This window comes from Mesorhizobium sp. IMUNJ 23033 (genome assembly GCF_044778005.1).
Taxonomy (GTDB): Bacteria; Pseudomonadota; Alphaproteobacteria; order Rhizobiales; family Rhizobiaceae; genus Mesorhizobium; species Mesorhizobium amorphae_A.
In genome coordinates this window covers 286,628-301,825 of record NZ_JBJACT010000006.1, presented here as the reverse complement: position 1 = coordinate 301,825, position 15,198 = coordinate 286,628, and the positions used below count along the sequence as shown (strand labels likewise).

At 64.8% G+C, this 15,198-nt stretch carries 13 protein-coding genes; 4 read left to right on the top strand and 9 right to left on the bottom strand.

The features are described 5' to 3' along the window. The first annotated feature begins 36 nt into the window (after positions 1 to 36). On the top strand, positions 37 to 2,178 hold the full coding sequence (locus ACFX5Q_RS10485; RefSeq protein WP_404277401.1) for a putative bifunctional diguanylate cyclase/phosphodiesterase: 2,142 nt from the start codon (positions 37 to 39) through the stop codon (positions 2,176 to 2,178). Positions 2,179 to 2,186: 8 nt separating this feature from the next. Here ACFX5Q_RS10485 and ACFX5Q_RS10480 read toward each other — a convergent pair whose 3' ends face one another. Beyond that, positions 2,187 to 3,077: a fatty acid desaturase family protein gene (locus ACFX5Q_RS10480; protein ID WP_404277399.1), complete on the bottom strand. Its 891-nt coding sequence runs from the start codon at positions 3,075 to 3,077 to the stop codon at positions 2,187 to 2,189. 111 nt (positions 3,078 to 3,188) lie between these two features. Here ACFX5Q_RS10480 and ACFX5Q_RS10475 point away from each other — a divergent pair, with 111 nt between their 5' ends. Beyond that, positions 3,189 to 4,139, top strand: coding sequence for a LysR substrate-binding domain-containing protein (locus ACFX5Q_RS10475; protein WP_404277397.1), 951 nt, complete (start codon positions 3,189 to 3,191; stop codon positions 4,137 to 4,139). Between the two features lie 59 nt (positions 4,140 to 4,198). Here the strand turns inward: ACFX5Q_RS10475 and ACFX5Q_RS10470 are convergent, their stop codons facing one another. The 6 genes from ACFX5Q_RS10470 to ACFX5Q_RS10445 all read right to left on the bottom strand — a co-directional run bounded on the left by ACFX5Q_RS10470 (position 4,199) and on the right by ACFX5Q_RS10445 (position 11,486). Next, positions 4,199 to 4,471: a DUF3303 domain-containing protein gene (locus tag ACFX5Q_RS10470; protein WP_404277395.1), complete on the bottom strand. Its 273-nt coding sequence runs from the start codon at positions 4,469 to 4,471 to the stop codon at positions 4,199 to 4,201. Between the two features lie 18 nt (positions 4,472 to 4,489). Further along, complete coding sequence (locus ACFX5Q_RS10465; protein WP_404277393.1) at positions 4,490 to 5,953, bottom strand: RimK family protein; 1,464 nt, start codon at positions 5,951 to 5,953, stop codon at positions 4,490 to 4,492. Next, a complete protein-coding gene (locus ACFX5Q_RS10460) occupies positions 5,950 to 7,056 on the bottom strand; it encodes a peptidase C39 family protein (RefSeq protein WP_404277391.1) in 1,107 nt (368 codons plus the stop codon). The genes ACFX5Q_RS10465 and ACFX5Q_RS10460 overlap by 4 nt, the downstream gene beginning before the upstream one ends. A 207-nt stretch (positions 7,057 to 7,263) precedes the next feature. Beyond that, positions 7,264 to 8,055, bottom strand: coding sequence for an anti-sigma factor family protein (locus ACFX5Q_RS10455; protein WP_404277389.1), 792 nt, complete (start codon positions 8,053 to 8,055; stop codon positions 7,264 to 7,266). Beyond that, complete coding sequence (locus ACFX5Q_RS10450; RefSeq protein ID WP_404277388.1) at positions 8,052 to 8,570, bottom strand: sigma-70 family RNA polymerase sigma factor; 519 nt, start codon at positions 8,568 to 8,570, stop codon at positions 8,052 to 8,054. The genes ACFX5Q_RS10455 and ACFX5Q_RS10450 overlap by 4 nt, the downstream gene beginning before the upstream one ends. A 132-nt stretch (positions 8,571 to 8,702) precedes the next feature. Further along, entirely contained in the window at positions 8,703 to 11,486 is a 2,784-nt protein-coding gene (locus ACFX5Q_RS10445) for a DUF2339 domain-containing protein (protein ID WP_404277387.1), read from the bottom strand. 261 nt (positions 11,487 to 11,747) lie between these two features. On the opposite strand from ACFX5Q_RS10445, the gene ACFX5Q_RS10440 reads away from it, so the two are divergent. Then, positions 11,748 to 12,212, top strand: a complete 465-nt coding sequence (locus ACFX5Q_RS10440; RefSeq protein WP_404277474.1) for an NUDIX domain-containing protein — start codon at positions 11,748 to 11,750, stop codon at positions 12,210 to 12,212. 91 nt (positions 12,213 to 12,303) lie between these two features. Here the strand turns inward: ACFX5Q_RS10440 and recO are convergent, their stop codons facing one another. Then, positions 12,304 to 13,080, bottom strand: coding sequence for a DNA repair protein RecO (gene recO, locus ACFX5Q_RS10435; RefSeq protein WP_404277385.1), 777 nt, complete (start codon positions 13,078 to 13,080; stop codon positions 12,304 to 12,306). Between the two features lie 264 nt (positions 13,081 to 13,344). Between recO and ACFX5Q_RS10430 the strand changes: the two genes are divergently transcribed. Further along, positions 13,345 to 14,145 (top strand): CPBP family intramembrane glutamic endopeptidase, encoded by an 801-nt coding sequence (locus ACFX5Q_RS10430; RefSeq protein WP_404277384.1) that lies wholly within the window; start codon positions 13,345 to 13,347, stop codon positions 14,143 to 14,145. Positions 14,146 to 14,203: 58 nt separating this feature from the next. Here the strand turns inward: ACFX5Q_RS10430 and era are convergent, their stop codons facing one another. Beyond that, entirely contained in the window at positions 14,204 to 15,136 is a 933-nt protein-coding gene (era, locus tag ACFX5Q_RS10425; protein ID WP_404277382.1) for a GTPase Era, read from the bottom strand. Positions 15,137 to 15,198: the final 62 nt, after the last annotated feature.

Below are 15,198 nucleotides of genomic sequence, written 5' to 3'. Positions count from 1 at the left end.
CAGTACCCTGTCAGATCACTGTCCGCAGGCGCCTACATGCCCGTCGCACATGTCAAGGCTGGTTCGCCCGCGCGCAGGCGGAGCGCCGGAAGCATCGGCCAGCCACGGCGGATTGAAGACGAACTGCGCGACCAGAACGAGCGCTTTTCGGCGGCCGTCGAGAACATGTCGCATGGACTGTGCATGTTCGATGCCGACGAGCGGATGATCATCTGCAACGGCAACTATCTCGGCATCTTCTGCCTCGACGCCGGGATCGTACGGCCCGGCATCCGCTTCTTCGACATCCTGCAGCACAGCGTCGACATCGGCGTTGCCTCGCACAGCGCCGAAGATCTCTATGCGATCCGCAAACCCTATATAGACCAGGCGAGGCCCTCGACCTACGAGGAGGTGCTGTCGGACGAACGCATCATCAACATCTCGCACCGGCCGCTGGCCTCCGGCGGCTGGGTGTCGATCTACGAGGACATCACCGAACAGCGGCGCGCCGAGCAGGAGCTGAAGGAACAGCACCGCCGCTTCGACGCAGCTCTAGCCAACATGTCGCAAGGCCTGTTGATGTATGATGCCGATGGCAGGCTGATCGTGCGCAATGAGCGTTTCCTCGATCTCTATCACGTCACGCCGGCCGACTTCCCGCTCGGCATGAGCCATCGCGAACTGCTCGTGCAGTTGGTGCGTCTCGGCATCTATGCCGAGATCGACATCGACGGGGAGATTTCGAAGACCATGGCCTGCCTGCAGGCCGGCGAGTCGCGTTCAACCCACCGCAGCCTTGCCGACGGCAGGACCCTTCTGGTCGCACGCCGGCCGATGAGTGGCGGCGGTTGGGTGGCGACCTTCGACGACATCACCGAGCGCCGCCGCGCCGAAGAACGCATGACGCATCTTGCGCATCATGACACGCTGACCAACCTGCCCAACCGCTCGATGTTTCGCGAACGCCTCGACCAGGCCCTGAGCGAGCCCATGGTCGCGCCGCTGGCGATCTTCTCGCTCGATCTCGATCGCTTCAAGGCCGTCAACGACACGTTCGGGCACCCGGCCGGCGACTGGCTGCTGAAATGCGTGGCCGAGCGCCTGATGCGCTGCCTGCGCAACGAGACGGATGTGGTCGCTCGCTTCGGCGGTGACGAGTTCGCCATCATCCAGTTCAACGTCAAAAGTGCCGCCGACGCCGAACGCCTGGCCAGGCGCATCGTCGAGGTCATCGGCAAGCCCTATCGCGACAAGAGCCGCGACATGCATGTCGGCATCAGCCTGGGCATCGCGCTCTACCCGGACGACGGCAAGGACGCCGACGCGCTGCTGAAGAATGCCGACATGGCGCTCTATCGGGGCAAGAGCGAAGGCCGCAACGTCTACCGTTTCTTCGAGCCCGGCATGGACGCCATGGTGCGGGAGCGCCAGGTGCTCGAAACCGACCTCCAGGCGGCGCTGCCGCGGCGCGAATTCGAGCTCGATTTCCAGCCGATCATGAACATCGCCTCCGGCGACATCGTCGGCGCGGAAGCGCTGATGCGCTGGCGTTCGCCGGCACGCGGCCTGGTATCGCCTGACGATTTCATCCCGGCCGCCGAAGAGATCGGATTGATCGTGCAACTGGGCGACTGGGCGCTGAGAAAAGCCTGCACGGTGGCCGCTGGCTGGCCGCATGCGATGCGCATTGCGGTCAATGTCTCGGCGGTGCAGCTCAAAAGCGGCACCTTCGCCCGCAGCGTGATTTCGGCGCTGGCGTTTTCCGGCGTGCCGGCCGACCGGCTCGAGCTGGAAATCACCGAAACCGTGCTGATGGACGAGAGCGAAACGGTTCTGAAGACGCTCAGCCAATTGCGCGACCTCGGCATCCGCATCGCGCTCGACGATTTCGGCACCGGCTATTCGTCGCTCGGTTATCTCAGACGCTTTCCCGTCGACAAGATCAAGATCGACCGTTCCTTCATCCGTGACATCGACAATCGCGACACGGCAGCGATCGTGCGCACGGTCATCGGGCTTGGTGCGCAGCTCGGCATCACCGTCACCGCCGAAGGTGTCGAAACCGAAGCGCAGCTCGACATGCTGCGCGAGGCAGGCTGCGTCGAGGCGCAGGGCTATCTGATCAGCGTGCCGTCGAAGGCAGCGGACATCAACCGGCTGCTGAGATCAGGGGCGGCGCTGCGCCAGTCCGGGTGAGGCCGCCGTCAGCGCAGCGTCTCGACGTATTTTTCGTGGAAGCTGACATAGCCGTTCTCGACCTCCTTGAGGTGGCGCTCGATCAGGGCATGAAACTGCGGCAGCTGATGGAAGGGTACCCCCGGATAGGCATGATGCTCGGCGTGGTAGGGCATGTTCCAGGCGAGCTTGCGGACAAACCAGTTGGTGAGCGTCGTCCTCGTGTTCTCCAGCATGTTGGCGACCAGCGGGCAGCGGCCGTGTTCGGCCAGCAGATAGAGGCGCAGGAACGGCTGTCCGAGCAGTGCCGGCACGATCCAGACGTAGAGCAACACCGTCGCCTTGAACCATAAAGCCAGCACGAGCAGGACGGCATAAAAGGCGAGCATGGCGCGGGCCTCGGCGCGCACCTTGGGGTGGCCCTTCGGCGGCACGTAGCTGCCGCTGCATTGGCCGGTGGCGTTGACGTAGAGCGTCTTGACATGCCCCCACCACACCGGAATGCCGGAGATGTGGACTAGGTACTGCCGCCAGGTTTCCGGTTTTGGAAAGGCGAGTTCCGGGTCGTTCTCGGGATCCTGGGTGAAACGATGGTGCGCGAAGTGGAAATAGCGGAACCAGTCGGCCGGCAGCGCGATCGCCAGGCTCGCGGCGCGCGCCGCCAGATCGTTCAGCCGCTGCGTCTCGAAAGCGGTACGATGGATCGTCTCGTGCAGCAGGGTGAACAGGAACACGATCAATATGCCTTGCGGCAGCATCAGCAGCGGCCAGAACGGCACTTTCGCGGCGATCAGCGCGCCGAGGACGACGATCGCGCCCCAATGCGCGCCGAGCTGAACCAGTCCGAGGCGATCCGACTTGGCGGTCAGCCGATCGCGCTGCTGCTGCGTTAGCGATGCGATCACGTCGCGATGGTCCATTGGTGTTCCGTTCCGCTGCTTGCCGTTTGAAAATACCCTAATCGACAAAATAGCTTTCGCAAAACGAGGATTCCTGCCAGATAGATAAGCTTAACTTATCTGTTGGTGACCATGGTCGCACTTCCATCCTTGCGCGGATTGCAGGCTTTCGAGGCGGCGGCGCGCTCCGGCAGCTTTGCCGCGGCGGCCGAGGAGCTTTCGGTTTCCGCGGCCGCGGTCAGCCAGCTCATCCGTACCGTCGAGGAGCAGATGGGCCGCAAGCTGTTTCTGCGCGTGAACCGCCGTGCCGTGCTGACCGATGCCGGGCGCGAAATGCTGCCCAGACTGACGACGGCGTTCGAGGAGATCGGCAGCGTGTCGCGCGAATTGGGCGGTGCTGAGCTACGCTCGCGGCTGGTCGTCTCGGTGCCGCCCTCGATGGCGATGGGCTGGCTGTCGACGCGCCTGGCGAAGTTCGTAGCCGGCCATGGCGCGGTCGACATCGCTCTCAGGGGCGAAGACGATCCGGTGTCGTTCGACCACGACCTGATCGACATCCGCCTGTCCTACGGACGTTCCCACTATCGCGACGAAGTCACCGAGGAGATCGTCAGGGATGCCGTCTATCCCGTCTGCGCGCCTGGCATCGCTAGCGAGCCAGGCATCGCGCGCGAGATCGGCAGCTCAGAAAGCACCCTCGCCGGCCTGCCGCTGATCCACACGGATTGGGGGCCGACCGGCGCGTCCTTTCCGTCCTGGCGAAGCTGGTTCGAGGCGGCCGGCATGGCCCCCAGCCGGGCTGGGCAGCGCGGCCTGTCGGCGAACTCGTCGCGGGCGGCGCTCGACCTCGCCATTTCCGGCCTCGGCGTCGCGCTCGCGCAAGGCGTCTACTGCGCCGAAGCTATAGAAGACGGCCGGCTGGTCAGACCCGTCACACGCGCACTCATGCTCAGCCAGCCCTATTGCCTGACGATCCCGCAGCGAAGCATTCGGCGCGAGGTGGTGGCGGCGTTCAAGACATGGCTGACCGAAGAGTGCCTGCGGTCGGTGGGTTCGCCGGCTCTAATCGGCGAACAATCCTGAGTTCCTGACGGCAGGAGATGGCATTCGGCTGCAGTAAACAAGGAGGTTTCCCGCCCCGGTCAGAGATGCCCGCTCAATGCCTCTGTCATGTCCTTGTTCGTCGCCACCGGAACGATCTCGAACTCCACCAGGTCCGCCCACTCGATGACCCAGCGCTGCAGGAGGGTGACGTCATCGGCCTCCACCAGCAGGAAGCATCGGCTCATATCCGCTGCGATCCAGCTATGGTGCACGAGAAGCTCATCCGGCTTCAGGCGGCCACGGTCGCGGAAGCGACGGTAGATCTCCTTGCGATCGCAGCCGGTAAAATCCTCGATGACGATGAACTGCATCTTTTCCCCTCAGTTGAATTATCGCCCTGGTCGGTCGAGCCGTTCCAGGAACCATTGCGTCAGCCGCACCCAGACCTCGTCCTTCTCGCCGGAATCCTCCCAACCATGGTCGAGATTGGGGTTGTCGTTGACCTCGATGACGAAGACTCCGTCCTTGGTTTCCTTGAGGTCGACGCCATAGAGCCCGTCGCCGATGCAGCGCGCCGCCTTCACCGCCGTCTCGACGACGTGCGACGGCGTCTCCTTCAGCGTGAAGGTCTTGATGCCGCCCTGGTCGGGCTTGCCGTTGGCCTTGTGGTTGACGATCTGCCAGTGCTTCTTGGCCATCAGATAGTGGACGGCAAACAAAGGCTGACCGCCGAGCACGCCGACGCGCCAGTCATACTCGGTCGGAATGAACTTTTGGGCGATCAGGAGATCGGAATCCTCCAGCCATTCGGTGGCGAGCTGTTTCAACTCTTCCAGGTTCTCGCATTTCTTGACGCCGCGCGAGAAGGAGGAATCCGGGATCTTCAGCACCAGCGGAAAGCCCAGCGTCTGCGCCGCCACTTCGAGGTCCGAGGTGCCGGCGATCATCACCGTCGGTGGCACCGGCACCTTGTTGTAGGTCATCAGTTCGTTGAGGTAGACCTTATTGGTGCAGCGGATCATCGACAGCGGATCGTCGATGACAGGCATGCCTTCCTGCTGGGCGCGGCGGGCGAAGCGGTAGGTGTGGTTGGAGATCGAGGTGGTCTCGCGGAGGAACAGCGCGTCGTAATTGGCGAGCTTGGCCAGATCCTTTTTGGTGATCGGTTCGATTTCGACGCCCATCTTTTCGGCGATCCTGGCCCAATAGCGCAGCGAGGAAATCTCCGACGGCGGCAGTTCCTCGTGCGGATCGACCAGCGTGGCGAACGTGTAGCGCGCCGGCGTGCGGCCCTTGGTGTCGCGCCACTCGCGGTTGGTGTAGGTCTCCAGGCACTGCAGGAAGAAGGTCTCTTCGTCCTCGGTCATCCTGGCCAGCGGAAGAAAGCCGATCTTGCGGATCGAGGCCCATTCGGCGCTGTCCTTGATGTGGACCTCCAGCGCCGGCGCGCGGAACCAGTCGAACAGCAGCTTGGCGAAGCGATCCCATACTTTCGACGGGCCGATGCCGAAGAAGATCGCAACCTTGGCCGGAAAGACGCCGCCGAGATCCTTGCGGCATTTGTTGAGCGCCAGTTCCAACTCCGGCAGCGCATGCTCGTAGAGCTTGCGCTCCGACAGGTCGATCATCGTCTCGACCGTCGGGATGACCTTGTGGCCGCGCGAACCGGCGAGCAGCGAGGCATAGTAGCCGCGGCTCTGGTAGCCGTAATTGTTCGACAGGTTGATCACCTTCGGCCGCTGGCCGCGAAACAGCGCCGGATGCGCAAGATAATCACGGTTGGTGATGATCTTGTGCGGCGTCGCCACCTGGTCGAGGTCGTTCTGCCTGCCTGTTAGTATGACCCAGGTCATTGTGTGTCGCGCTTCCCCAGAGTGATGGCGGCACGCAGTCCGTCGCGGCCGAACTGCGCCATGTTCATGAAGATGCCGTAAGGCACGGGAATGTTGGCCGCATCAAGGATGGTCTCCTGCCGTTCGTCCTCGACCCAGGGATCGTGGATCAGGATATGGTCACCATCGTCGCCGATGGCCAGCACCCAGTGCGGCACCTTCTTGCCGAACATCAGGAAGCCGCTGATCAGCACCAGCACCAGCTTTCCTTCGGCGATCGCGTTGCGAACATCGTCGAGGGCGAATGGACGGTAATTCACCGGGATACCGTATTGTTCCGCGCGGCGGCGAAAGTCGACCTGGGCGAGTTCCATCACCCGGCGCTTGTCCTCGCTGCGCACCGACTGCAGGAACAGCGCGCCGTAGAAGGACACATAGACCTCCGCCGCAAGCCCACTTTCATAGCCGGAGACGGCGAGGCCGAACGGTTCGCAACCGCCCGGCCCCGACATCATGAACACGGTCGTCGCTTCGCGCCACAGGCGTATCTCCATAACCGGGTCGGGCACGAAGGCCGCATCGAAATTGGCCATCGCCATCATCAGGCAGCACGGACCGCAGGTGAACTCGCAGGTCTGCTGGTAGAACGGCACTCGGGTGGCTACCGGGATTTCGCCGCGCAAGGTCTTTTCGTAGCGCAGCGCCGTGGCGCCGTCCTCATAGTAGCCCGGCTCGCGGCCGATCTTACGGTAGCCGCCCTGCTCGTAGATGCGGATGGCGCGGAGATTGTCCTCGCGCACTTCGAGGCGCAGCAACATGCGGTCGTGCTCGAAGGCGGCCTCCTCCGCCGCCGCCAGCAGCTGGCGGCCAATGCCGAGCCCGCCGAAGAAGGGGCCGATGGCGATGGAATAGAGCCGGGCGACACCGCTGCCCTTGCGAAACAGCACCACCGCATAGCCGGCAATTCGGTTATCGCTTTCTGCGACCAGCATCTCGGCGGTCTCGCGCTCGATCAGCTGTCGGAAGGAACGTCGCGAGATGCGATCGCTCGCGAAAACAGCCTTCTCGATGGCCGCGAGGTCATCGACGTCGGACGCGCGGGCCTTGCGAATCTCGGCAGGCATGCGGGGCTCAGAAAACCTTGATTGGGTTGTGGAAACGGCCCTGATCGAAACATCGGTCATACCAGCCGATGCGCCGGTATTGATCAAGCGCTTTCGCACCCCGATTAGGGCCGAATTGTGACAGGTTGCATGGTGGTCCCGCAACACGGAGGCGCTGAAAGAACCGCCGCTTCGAGAGGGCGCCGGCCGCGGAAAGCAGCAGCCGGTTCAGCTCGCCAAACCGGCCAGAAGCTGGCCATAGGCGCTCTTGGCCACCGCGGCCAGCCGCTCACGCGGCAACGAGCCGACGACGGCGCAGCCATAGCCCTTGTCCAGCCAGTAGACGGCCTCTGGGCCGTCCTTCTCAGCCATATAGGTGCCCTTGGCCTTGTCGGCCGATTCGGCGGTGACGAACAGCGAGATGCGTTCGCCCTTGGCGTCCTCGTAGAGCAGCATCGCCGCCTTGCCATGGCCGGCGGGCAGCAGCCGGCCGCCGACGAGCTGGAAGCCTTCGGCCGCCAGATCGGGCGCCACCAGTTTCAGGCCGACGCGGTTGGACAGCCAGGTCTGCAGATGATCCTTGTCGCTGGCCGGCACCTCCACCGCATGGCGCTTCTCGGCGGCATAGATGACATGGGCGGCGATCGCCTGCTCGGCGAGTTGATCGTCCGCGCCGTCTCCCCTGCCGATACCGTCAATGCCAGCGACATAACCGGCGAGCCCGCCGGCCACCAGCACCACAGCCGCGGCCGCCGAAAGCCACCAGCGCGAGCGCCAGGCGGCCGCCCTCACCGTCGCTTCTCCGAGCAACGCTTGCCTCAGCCTTGCCGGCACCGGCTCGTCCATCACGCCGGCAAAGGCGGCACGCAGCGCCGCCCGGTCGGCGATGTAGCGGACGCTTCTGGCCTTCATCTCGGGATTGGTCTCGAGCCAGCTGTCGTAGGCCAAGCGCTCCTCGCCCGGCAGCTCACCGTCGAGGGCCATATGGATATCGCGTTCGGAGAAATCGCGCCGGGTCATTTCTCGACAACCCTTATCGAGCGGCGGCGCGCGCTGTCGTCGAGCAGCCCGCGCAACTCCTCGCGGCCGCGCGCGATGCGCGACATCAGCGTGCCGGCCGGCACGCCGAGGATGTTGGCGGCCTCGGCATAGGAAAAGCCTTCGATGGCGACCATCACCAGGGCGGCGCGGCGGTCGGGGCTGATCGCCTGCAATGCGTCGACGATCTCGCGCGAGGCGATGCTTTCGACCTGCTCGGCGGGGGCGGCCTGCGCCTCACCGGCCTCGAGCGGCAGCATCTGCGCCTCGCCGCGGCGGTTCACCTTGCGCATCTGGTCGATGAACAAATGATGCATGATCGTAAACAGCCACCTCCTGGGGCTCTCTCCCGTCCGCCAGTTGTCGAGCCTGACCAACGCGCGCTCCAGGCAGTCCTGGACAAGGTCGTCGGCGGAATCGCGGTCGCGCAGCAGCGAGCGTGCGTAGCGGCGCAGACGCGGTATTTCGCCAAGGATCGCTGCCTTCTTCTCGTTCATGACCGCTGTTTTCGAGGTCGCCTCTGTTTCATCGCAATTGAACGCGCCTTCACGACGCGGCGCAAGCGGCCAGCGCGAAGCGGTCGGCGCTCCAGTCACCCAAGCAAAGGAATAACGTTGGCATCCAGCGATTTATTCCTGGACGGGATTGGAATCTGCCTGTTCCTGCTTGTCTTTATCCGCGTCCTTTGCAGCCCTCGTCAGTAGCCGCTGGTAGAACAGGCCGATGCCGATCAGCACGGCGCCTAGGCCGATGAAGGACAGCGCGCGCAACACGCCTTCCAGCTCTGACATGTCGAAGAGGAAGACTTTCAGCACGGCAATCGCGATCAGCGCCGCAGAAGCGATGCGCAGCACCTGCGACTTCAGCCAAACGCCGGCGGTGAGCAGCGCCACGCCAATCGCCAGCCAAAGTGCCGAATAGGTGTAGGTCTCGAGTTGGCCAAGCCCGCTCCACAGGCCGATGAACTCGCCCTTGAACAGGCGCCTGACCGACAGCGTGGCGTAGGCCAGGGCAAGCACGGCCGCCACCACGGCCAGCATCTGTGCATACCATTTCGGCCGCTTGTCCCTGGCGTAGAGCGCCAGTCCCCCGGCGGCGACCGCCGGCAGGAGATAGGCGAGGAACAACAGGTTGAACACCGGGATCTGGCCTGTCGATTCGTCTGACAACAGCGGATTCAGCACCACGAAATGCCGGATAACGATGAAGGCGACCGAAGCCACACCGGCGGCCATCGAACCGTAGCGCAACACCGAACTTGGCGAGCGCATGTCGATGGCGACCAGGATGGCGCCGGCGCCGATGGCGATCAGCGTGTAGATCGCCTGTTCGGCGAGCGTCATCGCACCGGTGTCGATGACACCGCCATGCATGGCGTGGCGCACCAGCATGGCGAGCGTGAGCAGCGCAAACAGCGCAGCCGCCGCTTCCATGGCGAGCCGCGGCCGGCCATTGGTGGTGCGGGCAAGCTGCCAGGCGGCAAAGCCGAAGGCGAGCGCCGGCACGCCATATCCAGGCAGCAGCCAGTTGAAGACCGGCGTCGTCGACAGCAAGCCGGCGCCGACGATGGTCGGGTCGTAGGCGACGCGGCCGAGCACGGCGACGGCCGCGGCGACCGAGATCCAGCCGAGCACCGGATAGGAGCGCCAGCGCGTCGCCAGCGCCGGCACGATGGCCGCGGCGCCAATGAGGACGGTGGTCCAGCCGGAGCCGAAAGCCATGTGCAGCATCAGCAAGCCGGCGACAGCCGCGCCGCCAAGCGCGAAGGACACGGAAGCACCGCCCTTGAACGGTGGCTCTTCGGCGCGCGCGATCCACTCGCCGCCGGCAGCGAAGACCACGACCAGAAGAGCAGCAACCGCAGCGTAGAGAAGATCGCGATCGAGATTGCCGAAGGTGAACCAGAGCGCCAGCAGGACGACCAGCGGGGCGATGACGCCCCATGCGGCCCAGGACGCGGCATGGATCGGCGTCGAGGCCGTGAAGCGGCGTGCGGCCCAGAAGCCGGCGGCGATGAACAGCAGGCCAAGCCCGATGCCGATGTTGCGCGTCAAGGCATCGGACACCACCGCCGGCTGGCCATCGACGCCGAGGCTGCCGCCAACGATATCGGAGCCGATGGAGGTCGGCGGGATGATGCCGAGATAGATCATCACCGTGACCAGCCCGGCGGCATGAAGAAGCGGCCGCGCGCTTGGCCGATAGAGCGCGACGGCCAGCATGGCGGCGAGCAGAACGGCGCCCGGCAAGGCATAACCGGCGGCGGCGAAGTCCGGATCGACGGACAGGCCCAGTGCCGAAAAGGCGACAAAGAAAGCCGGCGCGATGGACGGCCAGTCGAACCGGCTTGCAGGTTCTTCCTCGCTGCGGCCGCCGAGCCAGACAAAGGCCAGCACGGCAAGCGTGACGGCATTGATGAACAGGATGGTGGAGAGGTTCACGCCGGGCGCGTCGGTCATGTAGAGGATGGTCCAGATGCCGGTGCCGGCGAAGGCCGCGGCCATCAGCAACTTCCAGTCACGCATGCGGGCGATGACGCCGGTGGCGGCGAGCACGATCGCCAGATAGCCGAACAGCGCCCAGGGGTTGGGCGCCTCAGAGGCGACAAGCGCCGGCGTCAGCATGGCGCCGACCAGGCCGATGCCGGCCAGCGCCTGGCCGTGGGCCAAGGCGGCGGCGATCGTCGCCACGCCGATGACGCCGAGCAAGGTGAAAGCCAGCGCCGGGCCGATGAAGCCGTAAATGCCATAAGCGGCATAGACGGTGCCGAACAGGATGAAGGCGCCGGCGGCCGTCAGGATTGCCGGGATATAGGCGCCGGCAGCGCCCTGCACCGGCACCTTGAAGCCGGTGCGGCGGATGAACTCGCCGCCGGCGATCAGTACCAGGCCGAGGAGCGCGGCCATGGTGAGCCGCACGCCGGGGCCGAAAATTCCGGCCTCGATGGTGTAGCGGATCAGGAACAGCCCGCCCAATGCCAGCGCGATACCACCGACCCAGACCGCCCAGCGGGTGCCGAGCGCCGTCTCGACGTCGGACTGGCGCGCGCCCTTTGCCGCTGCCGGCTCGGCGGGCTCTGCTGCCGGCTTCGCCTCGTCCTTGTCCCACGGTCCGGCCACGACCCCGCCGCTTGCAGCCTCGGCTGGGACTGCCGGTGTCTCTGCCGAAACAGCGTCGCTCGCCGGTGAGGCCGCAAGATCGGCAACTGCAGCAGCTGCCGGGGCAGCATCTGCGGGCTTGCCGTCGGTCGCCGCCTGTTCGGCTGGCTTGGTGGCAGACGGCACGGAGCCCGAAAGCACGAGGCTGCGCAGCGCGCCGAGTTCGCGTTCGATCAGGCCGATGCGGCTTTGCTGGCGCGAAATGATGACGAACAGGGCGATGATGGCGGCAAGGCCGATCAGGCTCTCAAACATGGCGGCTCCCCCAAACCAGGCCAGTTGTCACTGACAAATGCGGCGGCCAGACGGCCGGTCCCTAGGCTCAACGCACTGCCAGATGGGCGACAGGAAAGATCGAGCATGTTTCGTTGGCAAATGCCAGCGGCATAGAGCCGTTATCCCTCACCGTCGCGTCGAAAAGGCCAGGAATGGGGCTGACAGCGAGGTTACCTGCCGCCAGTTGGCAAATACTCGTGGTATCCTCGCTGCTCGCGGCAAATGCGATGGGGATTGTCGATGCCGAATCGAAGTGCAGGCCTGCTGATCCACAGGAGAAACGCCGGCATTCTTGAGTTTCTGCTGGTCCATCCCGGCGGCCCGTTCTGGGCAAGAAAGGATGACGGCGCGTGGTCCATTCCCAAGGGGCTTGTCGGCGAGAACGAAAGTGAACTGGCGGCCGCACAACGCGAGGCCGAAGAGGAACTTGGCGTCGCGATCGATGGACATTTCGAGCCTGTCGGCAGCTATCGTCAACCGGGCGGCAAGATCGTGATTGCATGGAGTGTCGAAGCGGAGGTCGACACGGACGCCATCAGAAGCAACATGTTCACGATGGAGTGGCCGCCAAGGTCAGGCTCGATGAAGGAGTTTCCCGAAGTAGACAGGGCCGGCTGGTTTTCATTGCCTGAGGCCGGTCTCAAGATCCTCAAAGGCCAGCGCGCCATCCTTGACGATTTCATGGAGCGGCGGAAAGACGGATAGGTGCCTGAAGAGCGGCACAACTGCGGGCTGGCGCTACGAAAGCCGAAACTCTCAATACGCGATTCCGCCCACTATAGCGTTGCCACGTTGGTCATCTATCGATGTGCCCGACGGCGCCTTGCCCTGCTATCACCTTTTCCCGCGCATTGTGCCTGCGCAGAGCGGCGAGGAAGCCGGCGCGGGCGTCCGGGGGCTCGAGGCCGCGCGGCTCGTAGACATGGCGGGTAAAAAAGAAGCCGGTCAGCCGGAAGGCGTCCTCCAGCGCCGCCGGATCTGCGCGCAAGCCGGAGCCCCGCTGCAGGAAGGCCGGCAGCGCCAGCATCTTGTCGTGCCAGGCAGCACCCGCCGCGCGCGAGACGGCCCGGCCGGATTTCGGCGAGACATAGGCGAGATCCTGCCTTGTCCCGGTCGCGGCGCACTGGCTGAGATCGAGGCCGAAGCCGAGCTCGTCGAGGATGAGCAGCTCGAAGCGCGCCACCAGTTCACCGGCGGCGTCGGCATCGTCGAGATGGGCGATCATCACGGCCAGCGTCTCGTAGAGGCCGCCATGGGCGTCGCGCTCGGGCAGCAGGCGCAGATGCGCGGCCATGGTCTGCAGGCCGTAGACGGCCACCGCGCTGTCCATCAGCCGGGCGGCGTTCATCTCGATCGCCTCGGCCTGGAAGGTGCCGAGATGCTCGTCGAGCCGCGCCCGCCACAGAAGGTCGACGCGGTTGCCGGGCTGCAGCACCGGCTGCTGCTTGCGCGAGCGGCCGCCGCGCACCAGGCCGAGATGGCGGCCATGGGCGCGCGTCATCACCTCGAGGATGGCGCTGGTTTCGCCATGCTTGCGGGTGCCGAGAATGATTCCCTCGTCGCGCCATTCCATGGCGGGAGCTTGTCACCGATCGGACGGCGAAATCAAGGCTGAGGCGCGTTCGGGGGATCCAGCCAGGGCGGCCCCGAAATATCGGAAATCGATCAGAAAGAACTCGGGATTTTTGGCCGCGCCGGCGCCAATAAGGACGGATTGACCGGAAGCGGCCAAACGGCCCGTCGAAACACTCGCCGGGCCCGTTCCCAGGCGCATGTCGACCGATCGGGCAGCCCGGCGACCTCTCGCGATCAAACCTGCCCGCTGAGAGGACCCGACATGACTTTCTTCCTGGACCTGGTGCGAAGGCACCAGTCGATATCCTTCTTTTCGCTGGCGCTCGGCCTGACCTGGCTGGCCTTCATCCCGTTCTGGCTGTCGAACGGCGACAGCATTCCGTGGTTCACCTTCGGCCCGATCGTTTCGGGATTCATCGTCGCAGCCCTGTCCGGCGGCTGGAATTCGGTCAAGGCCATCCTCGCCTCGATGGTGAAATGGCGGGTGCAGCCCTTCTGGTATCTGGTGGCGTTCGGCCTGCCGTTCGGGGCGCAGTTGGCCTCGATCCTGATCAACCCGATGTTCGGCGCTGCGGCACCGGCCTGGAGCAATATTCCCGCCTTGGCCGAGATGCTGCCGATCATCGCGCTCTATGCCGTCTTCAGCGGCCCGCTCGGCGAAGAGCCGGGATGGCGCGGCTTTGCCACGCCTCGCCTGCTCGCCAGCCATTCGGCGTTGACCGGCAGCCTCATCCTCGGCGTGATCTGGGCCATCTGGCACTTCCCGCTCGGCCTGGTCGGCGACCTCAGCCTCTACGGCACGATCAACGTGGTGCTGGCGGCGGTGGTGTTCACCTGGCTCTACCAGAACACCGGCAGCGTGCTTCTCGCCTTCATCATGCACGTCACGCACCAGAACAGCGTGCGCTTCCTGGGAAAGGTGTTCGTCGACGGCGACTATATGCAGCAGCAATGGATCGGTGTTGCGATCTGGGCGGTGATCGCGGCTGCCATCATCGCCTACTATGGCACCGAGAGTTTTATCCGCCGGCCAAAGTCGCAGCTTGCCGTCGCTGCGGCCTGAACAAAAACCGCAAAATGAGCGCGGCGCCCTTATCCGGGCGCCGCGTCTTTTTTTGCCGTCAGTGCGGAAACTCGAGCCCCATCTCGCGGTAGCGCTCTGGGTCGTCGCCCCAGTTCTCGCGCACCTTGACGAACAGGAACAGGTGCACCTTCTGTTCGAGGATGCCTGCAATCTCCATGCGCGCCGCCTGGCCGATGGCGCGGATGGTCTCGCCCTTGTGGCCGAGCACGATCTTCTTCTGGCTGTCGCGCTCGACATAGATCGTCTGGTCGATACGCACCGAGCCGTCCTTCTTCTCCTCCCATTTCTCGGTCTCGATATGGGAGGAGTAAGGCAGTTCCTGATGCAGCCGCAGATACAGCTTTTCGCGGGTGATCTCGGCCGCCAGCTGGCGCATCGGCAGGTCGGAGATCTGGTCCTCCGGATAATACCAGGGACCGGCCGGCAGCGTCTCCGCCAGATAGTCGAGCAGGTCCTTGCAGCCGGAGCCGGTCAGCGCCGAGACCATGAAGGTGCGCTTGAACGGCACGCGCTCGTTGGCGGTTCCGGCGAGCGCCAGCAGCGCCTCGTGCTTGACGCGGTCGACCTTGTTGAGGATCAGCACCATCGGCTGGCGCACATCCTTCAGCCGCTCGAGGATGGCGTCGGCATCGCCCCTGATGCCGCGCTCGGCATCGATCAGCAAGAGCACGACATCGGCATCCTTGGCGCCGCCCCAGGCGGTGGTCACCATGGCCGTGTCCAGCCGCCGCTTCGGCTTGAAGATGCCCGGCGTGTCGACGAAGACGATCTGCGCGTTCTCATGCGTGGCGATGCCGCGCACGATGGCGCGGGTGGTCTGCACCTTGTGGGTGACGATCGACACCTTGGCGCCGACCAGCTGGTTGACCAGCGTCGACTTGCCGGCATTGGGCGCGCCGATCAGCGCGACGAAGCCGGAGCGCGTGGCGGGACCTTCTGTTGCCGGAGCGAGGTCTTCGGTGGCGGTCATGCCGCGCTCCCTTCATTAGAGCGCCGCGCGTCCTCTTGGACGCGCAAAGGACGCTCTAAGAC

Bases quoted from the DNA above. Each gene is read 5' to 3' on its own strand.
- ACFX5Q_RS10440 (WP_404277474.1), top strand. From the start codon at position 11,748: ATGCCGAATCGAAGTGCAGGCCTGCTGATCCACAGGAGAAACGCCGGC.
- ACFX5Q_RS10480 (WP_404277399.1), bottom strand. From the start codon at position 3,077: ATGGACCATCGCGACGTGATCGCATCGCTAACGCAGCAGCAGCGCGAT.
- era (WP_404277382.1), bottom strand. From the start codon at position 15,136: ATGACCGCCACCGAAGACCTCGCTCCGGCAACAGAAGGTCCCGCCACG.
- ACFX5Q_RS10475 (WP_404277397.1), top strand. From the start codon at position 3,189: ATGGTCGCACTTCCATCCTTGCGCGGATTGCAGGCTTTCGAGGCGGCG.
- ACFX5Q_RS10450 (WP_404277388.1), bottom strand. From the start codon at position 8,570: ATGAACGAGAAGAAGGCAGCGATCCTTGGCGAAATACCGCGTCTGCGC.
- ACFX5Q_RS10485 (WP_404277401.1), top strand. From the start codon at position 37: ATGCCCGTCGCACATGTCAAGGCTGGTTCGCCCGCGCGCAGGCGGAGC.
- ACFX5Q_RS10460 (WP_404277391.1), bottom strand. From the start codon at position 7,056: ATGCCTGCCGAGATTCGCAAGGCCCGCGCGTCCGACGTCGATGACCTC.
- ACFX5Q_RS10465 (WP_404277393.1), bottom strand. From the start codon at position 5,953: ATGACCTGGGTCATACTAACAGGCAGGCAGAACGACCTCGACCAGGTG.
- ACFX5Q_RS10445 (WP_404277387.1), bottom strand. From the start codon at position 11,486: ATGTTTGAGAGCCTGATCGGCCTTGCCGCCATCATCGCCCTGTTCGTC.
- ACFX5Q_RS10470 (WP_404277395.1), bottom strand. From the start codon at position 4,471: ATGCAGTTCATCGTCATCGAGGATTTTACCGGCTGCGATCGCAAGGAG.
- ACFX5Q_RS10455 (WP_404277389.1), bottom strand. From the start codon at position 8,055: ATGACCCGGCGCGATTTCTCCGAACGCGATATCCATATGGCCCTCGAC.
- ACFX5Q_RS10430 (WP_404277384.1), top strand. From the start codon at position 13,345: ATGACTTTCTTCCTGGACCTGGTGCGAAGGCACCAGTCGATATCCTTC.
- recO (WP_404277385.1), bottom strand. From the start codon at position 13,080: ATGGAATGGCGCGACGAGGGAATCATTCTCGGCACCCGCAAGCATGGC.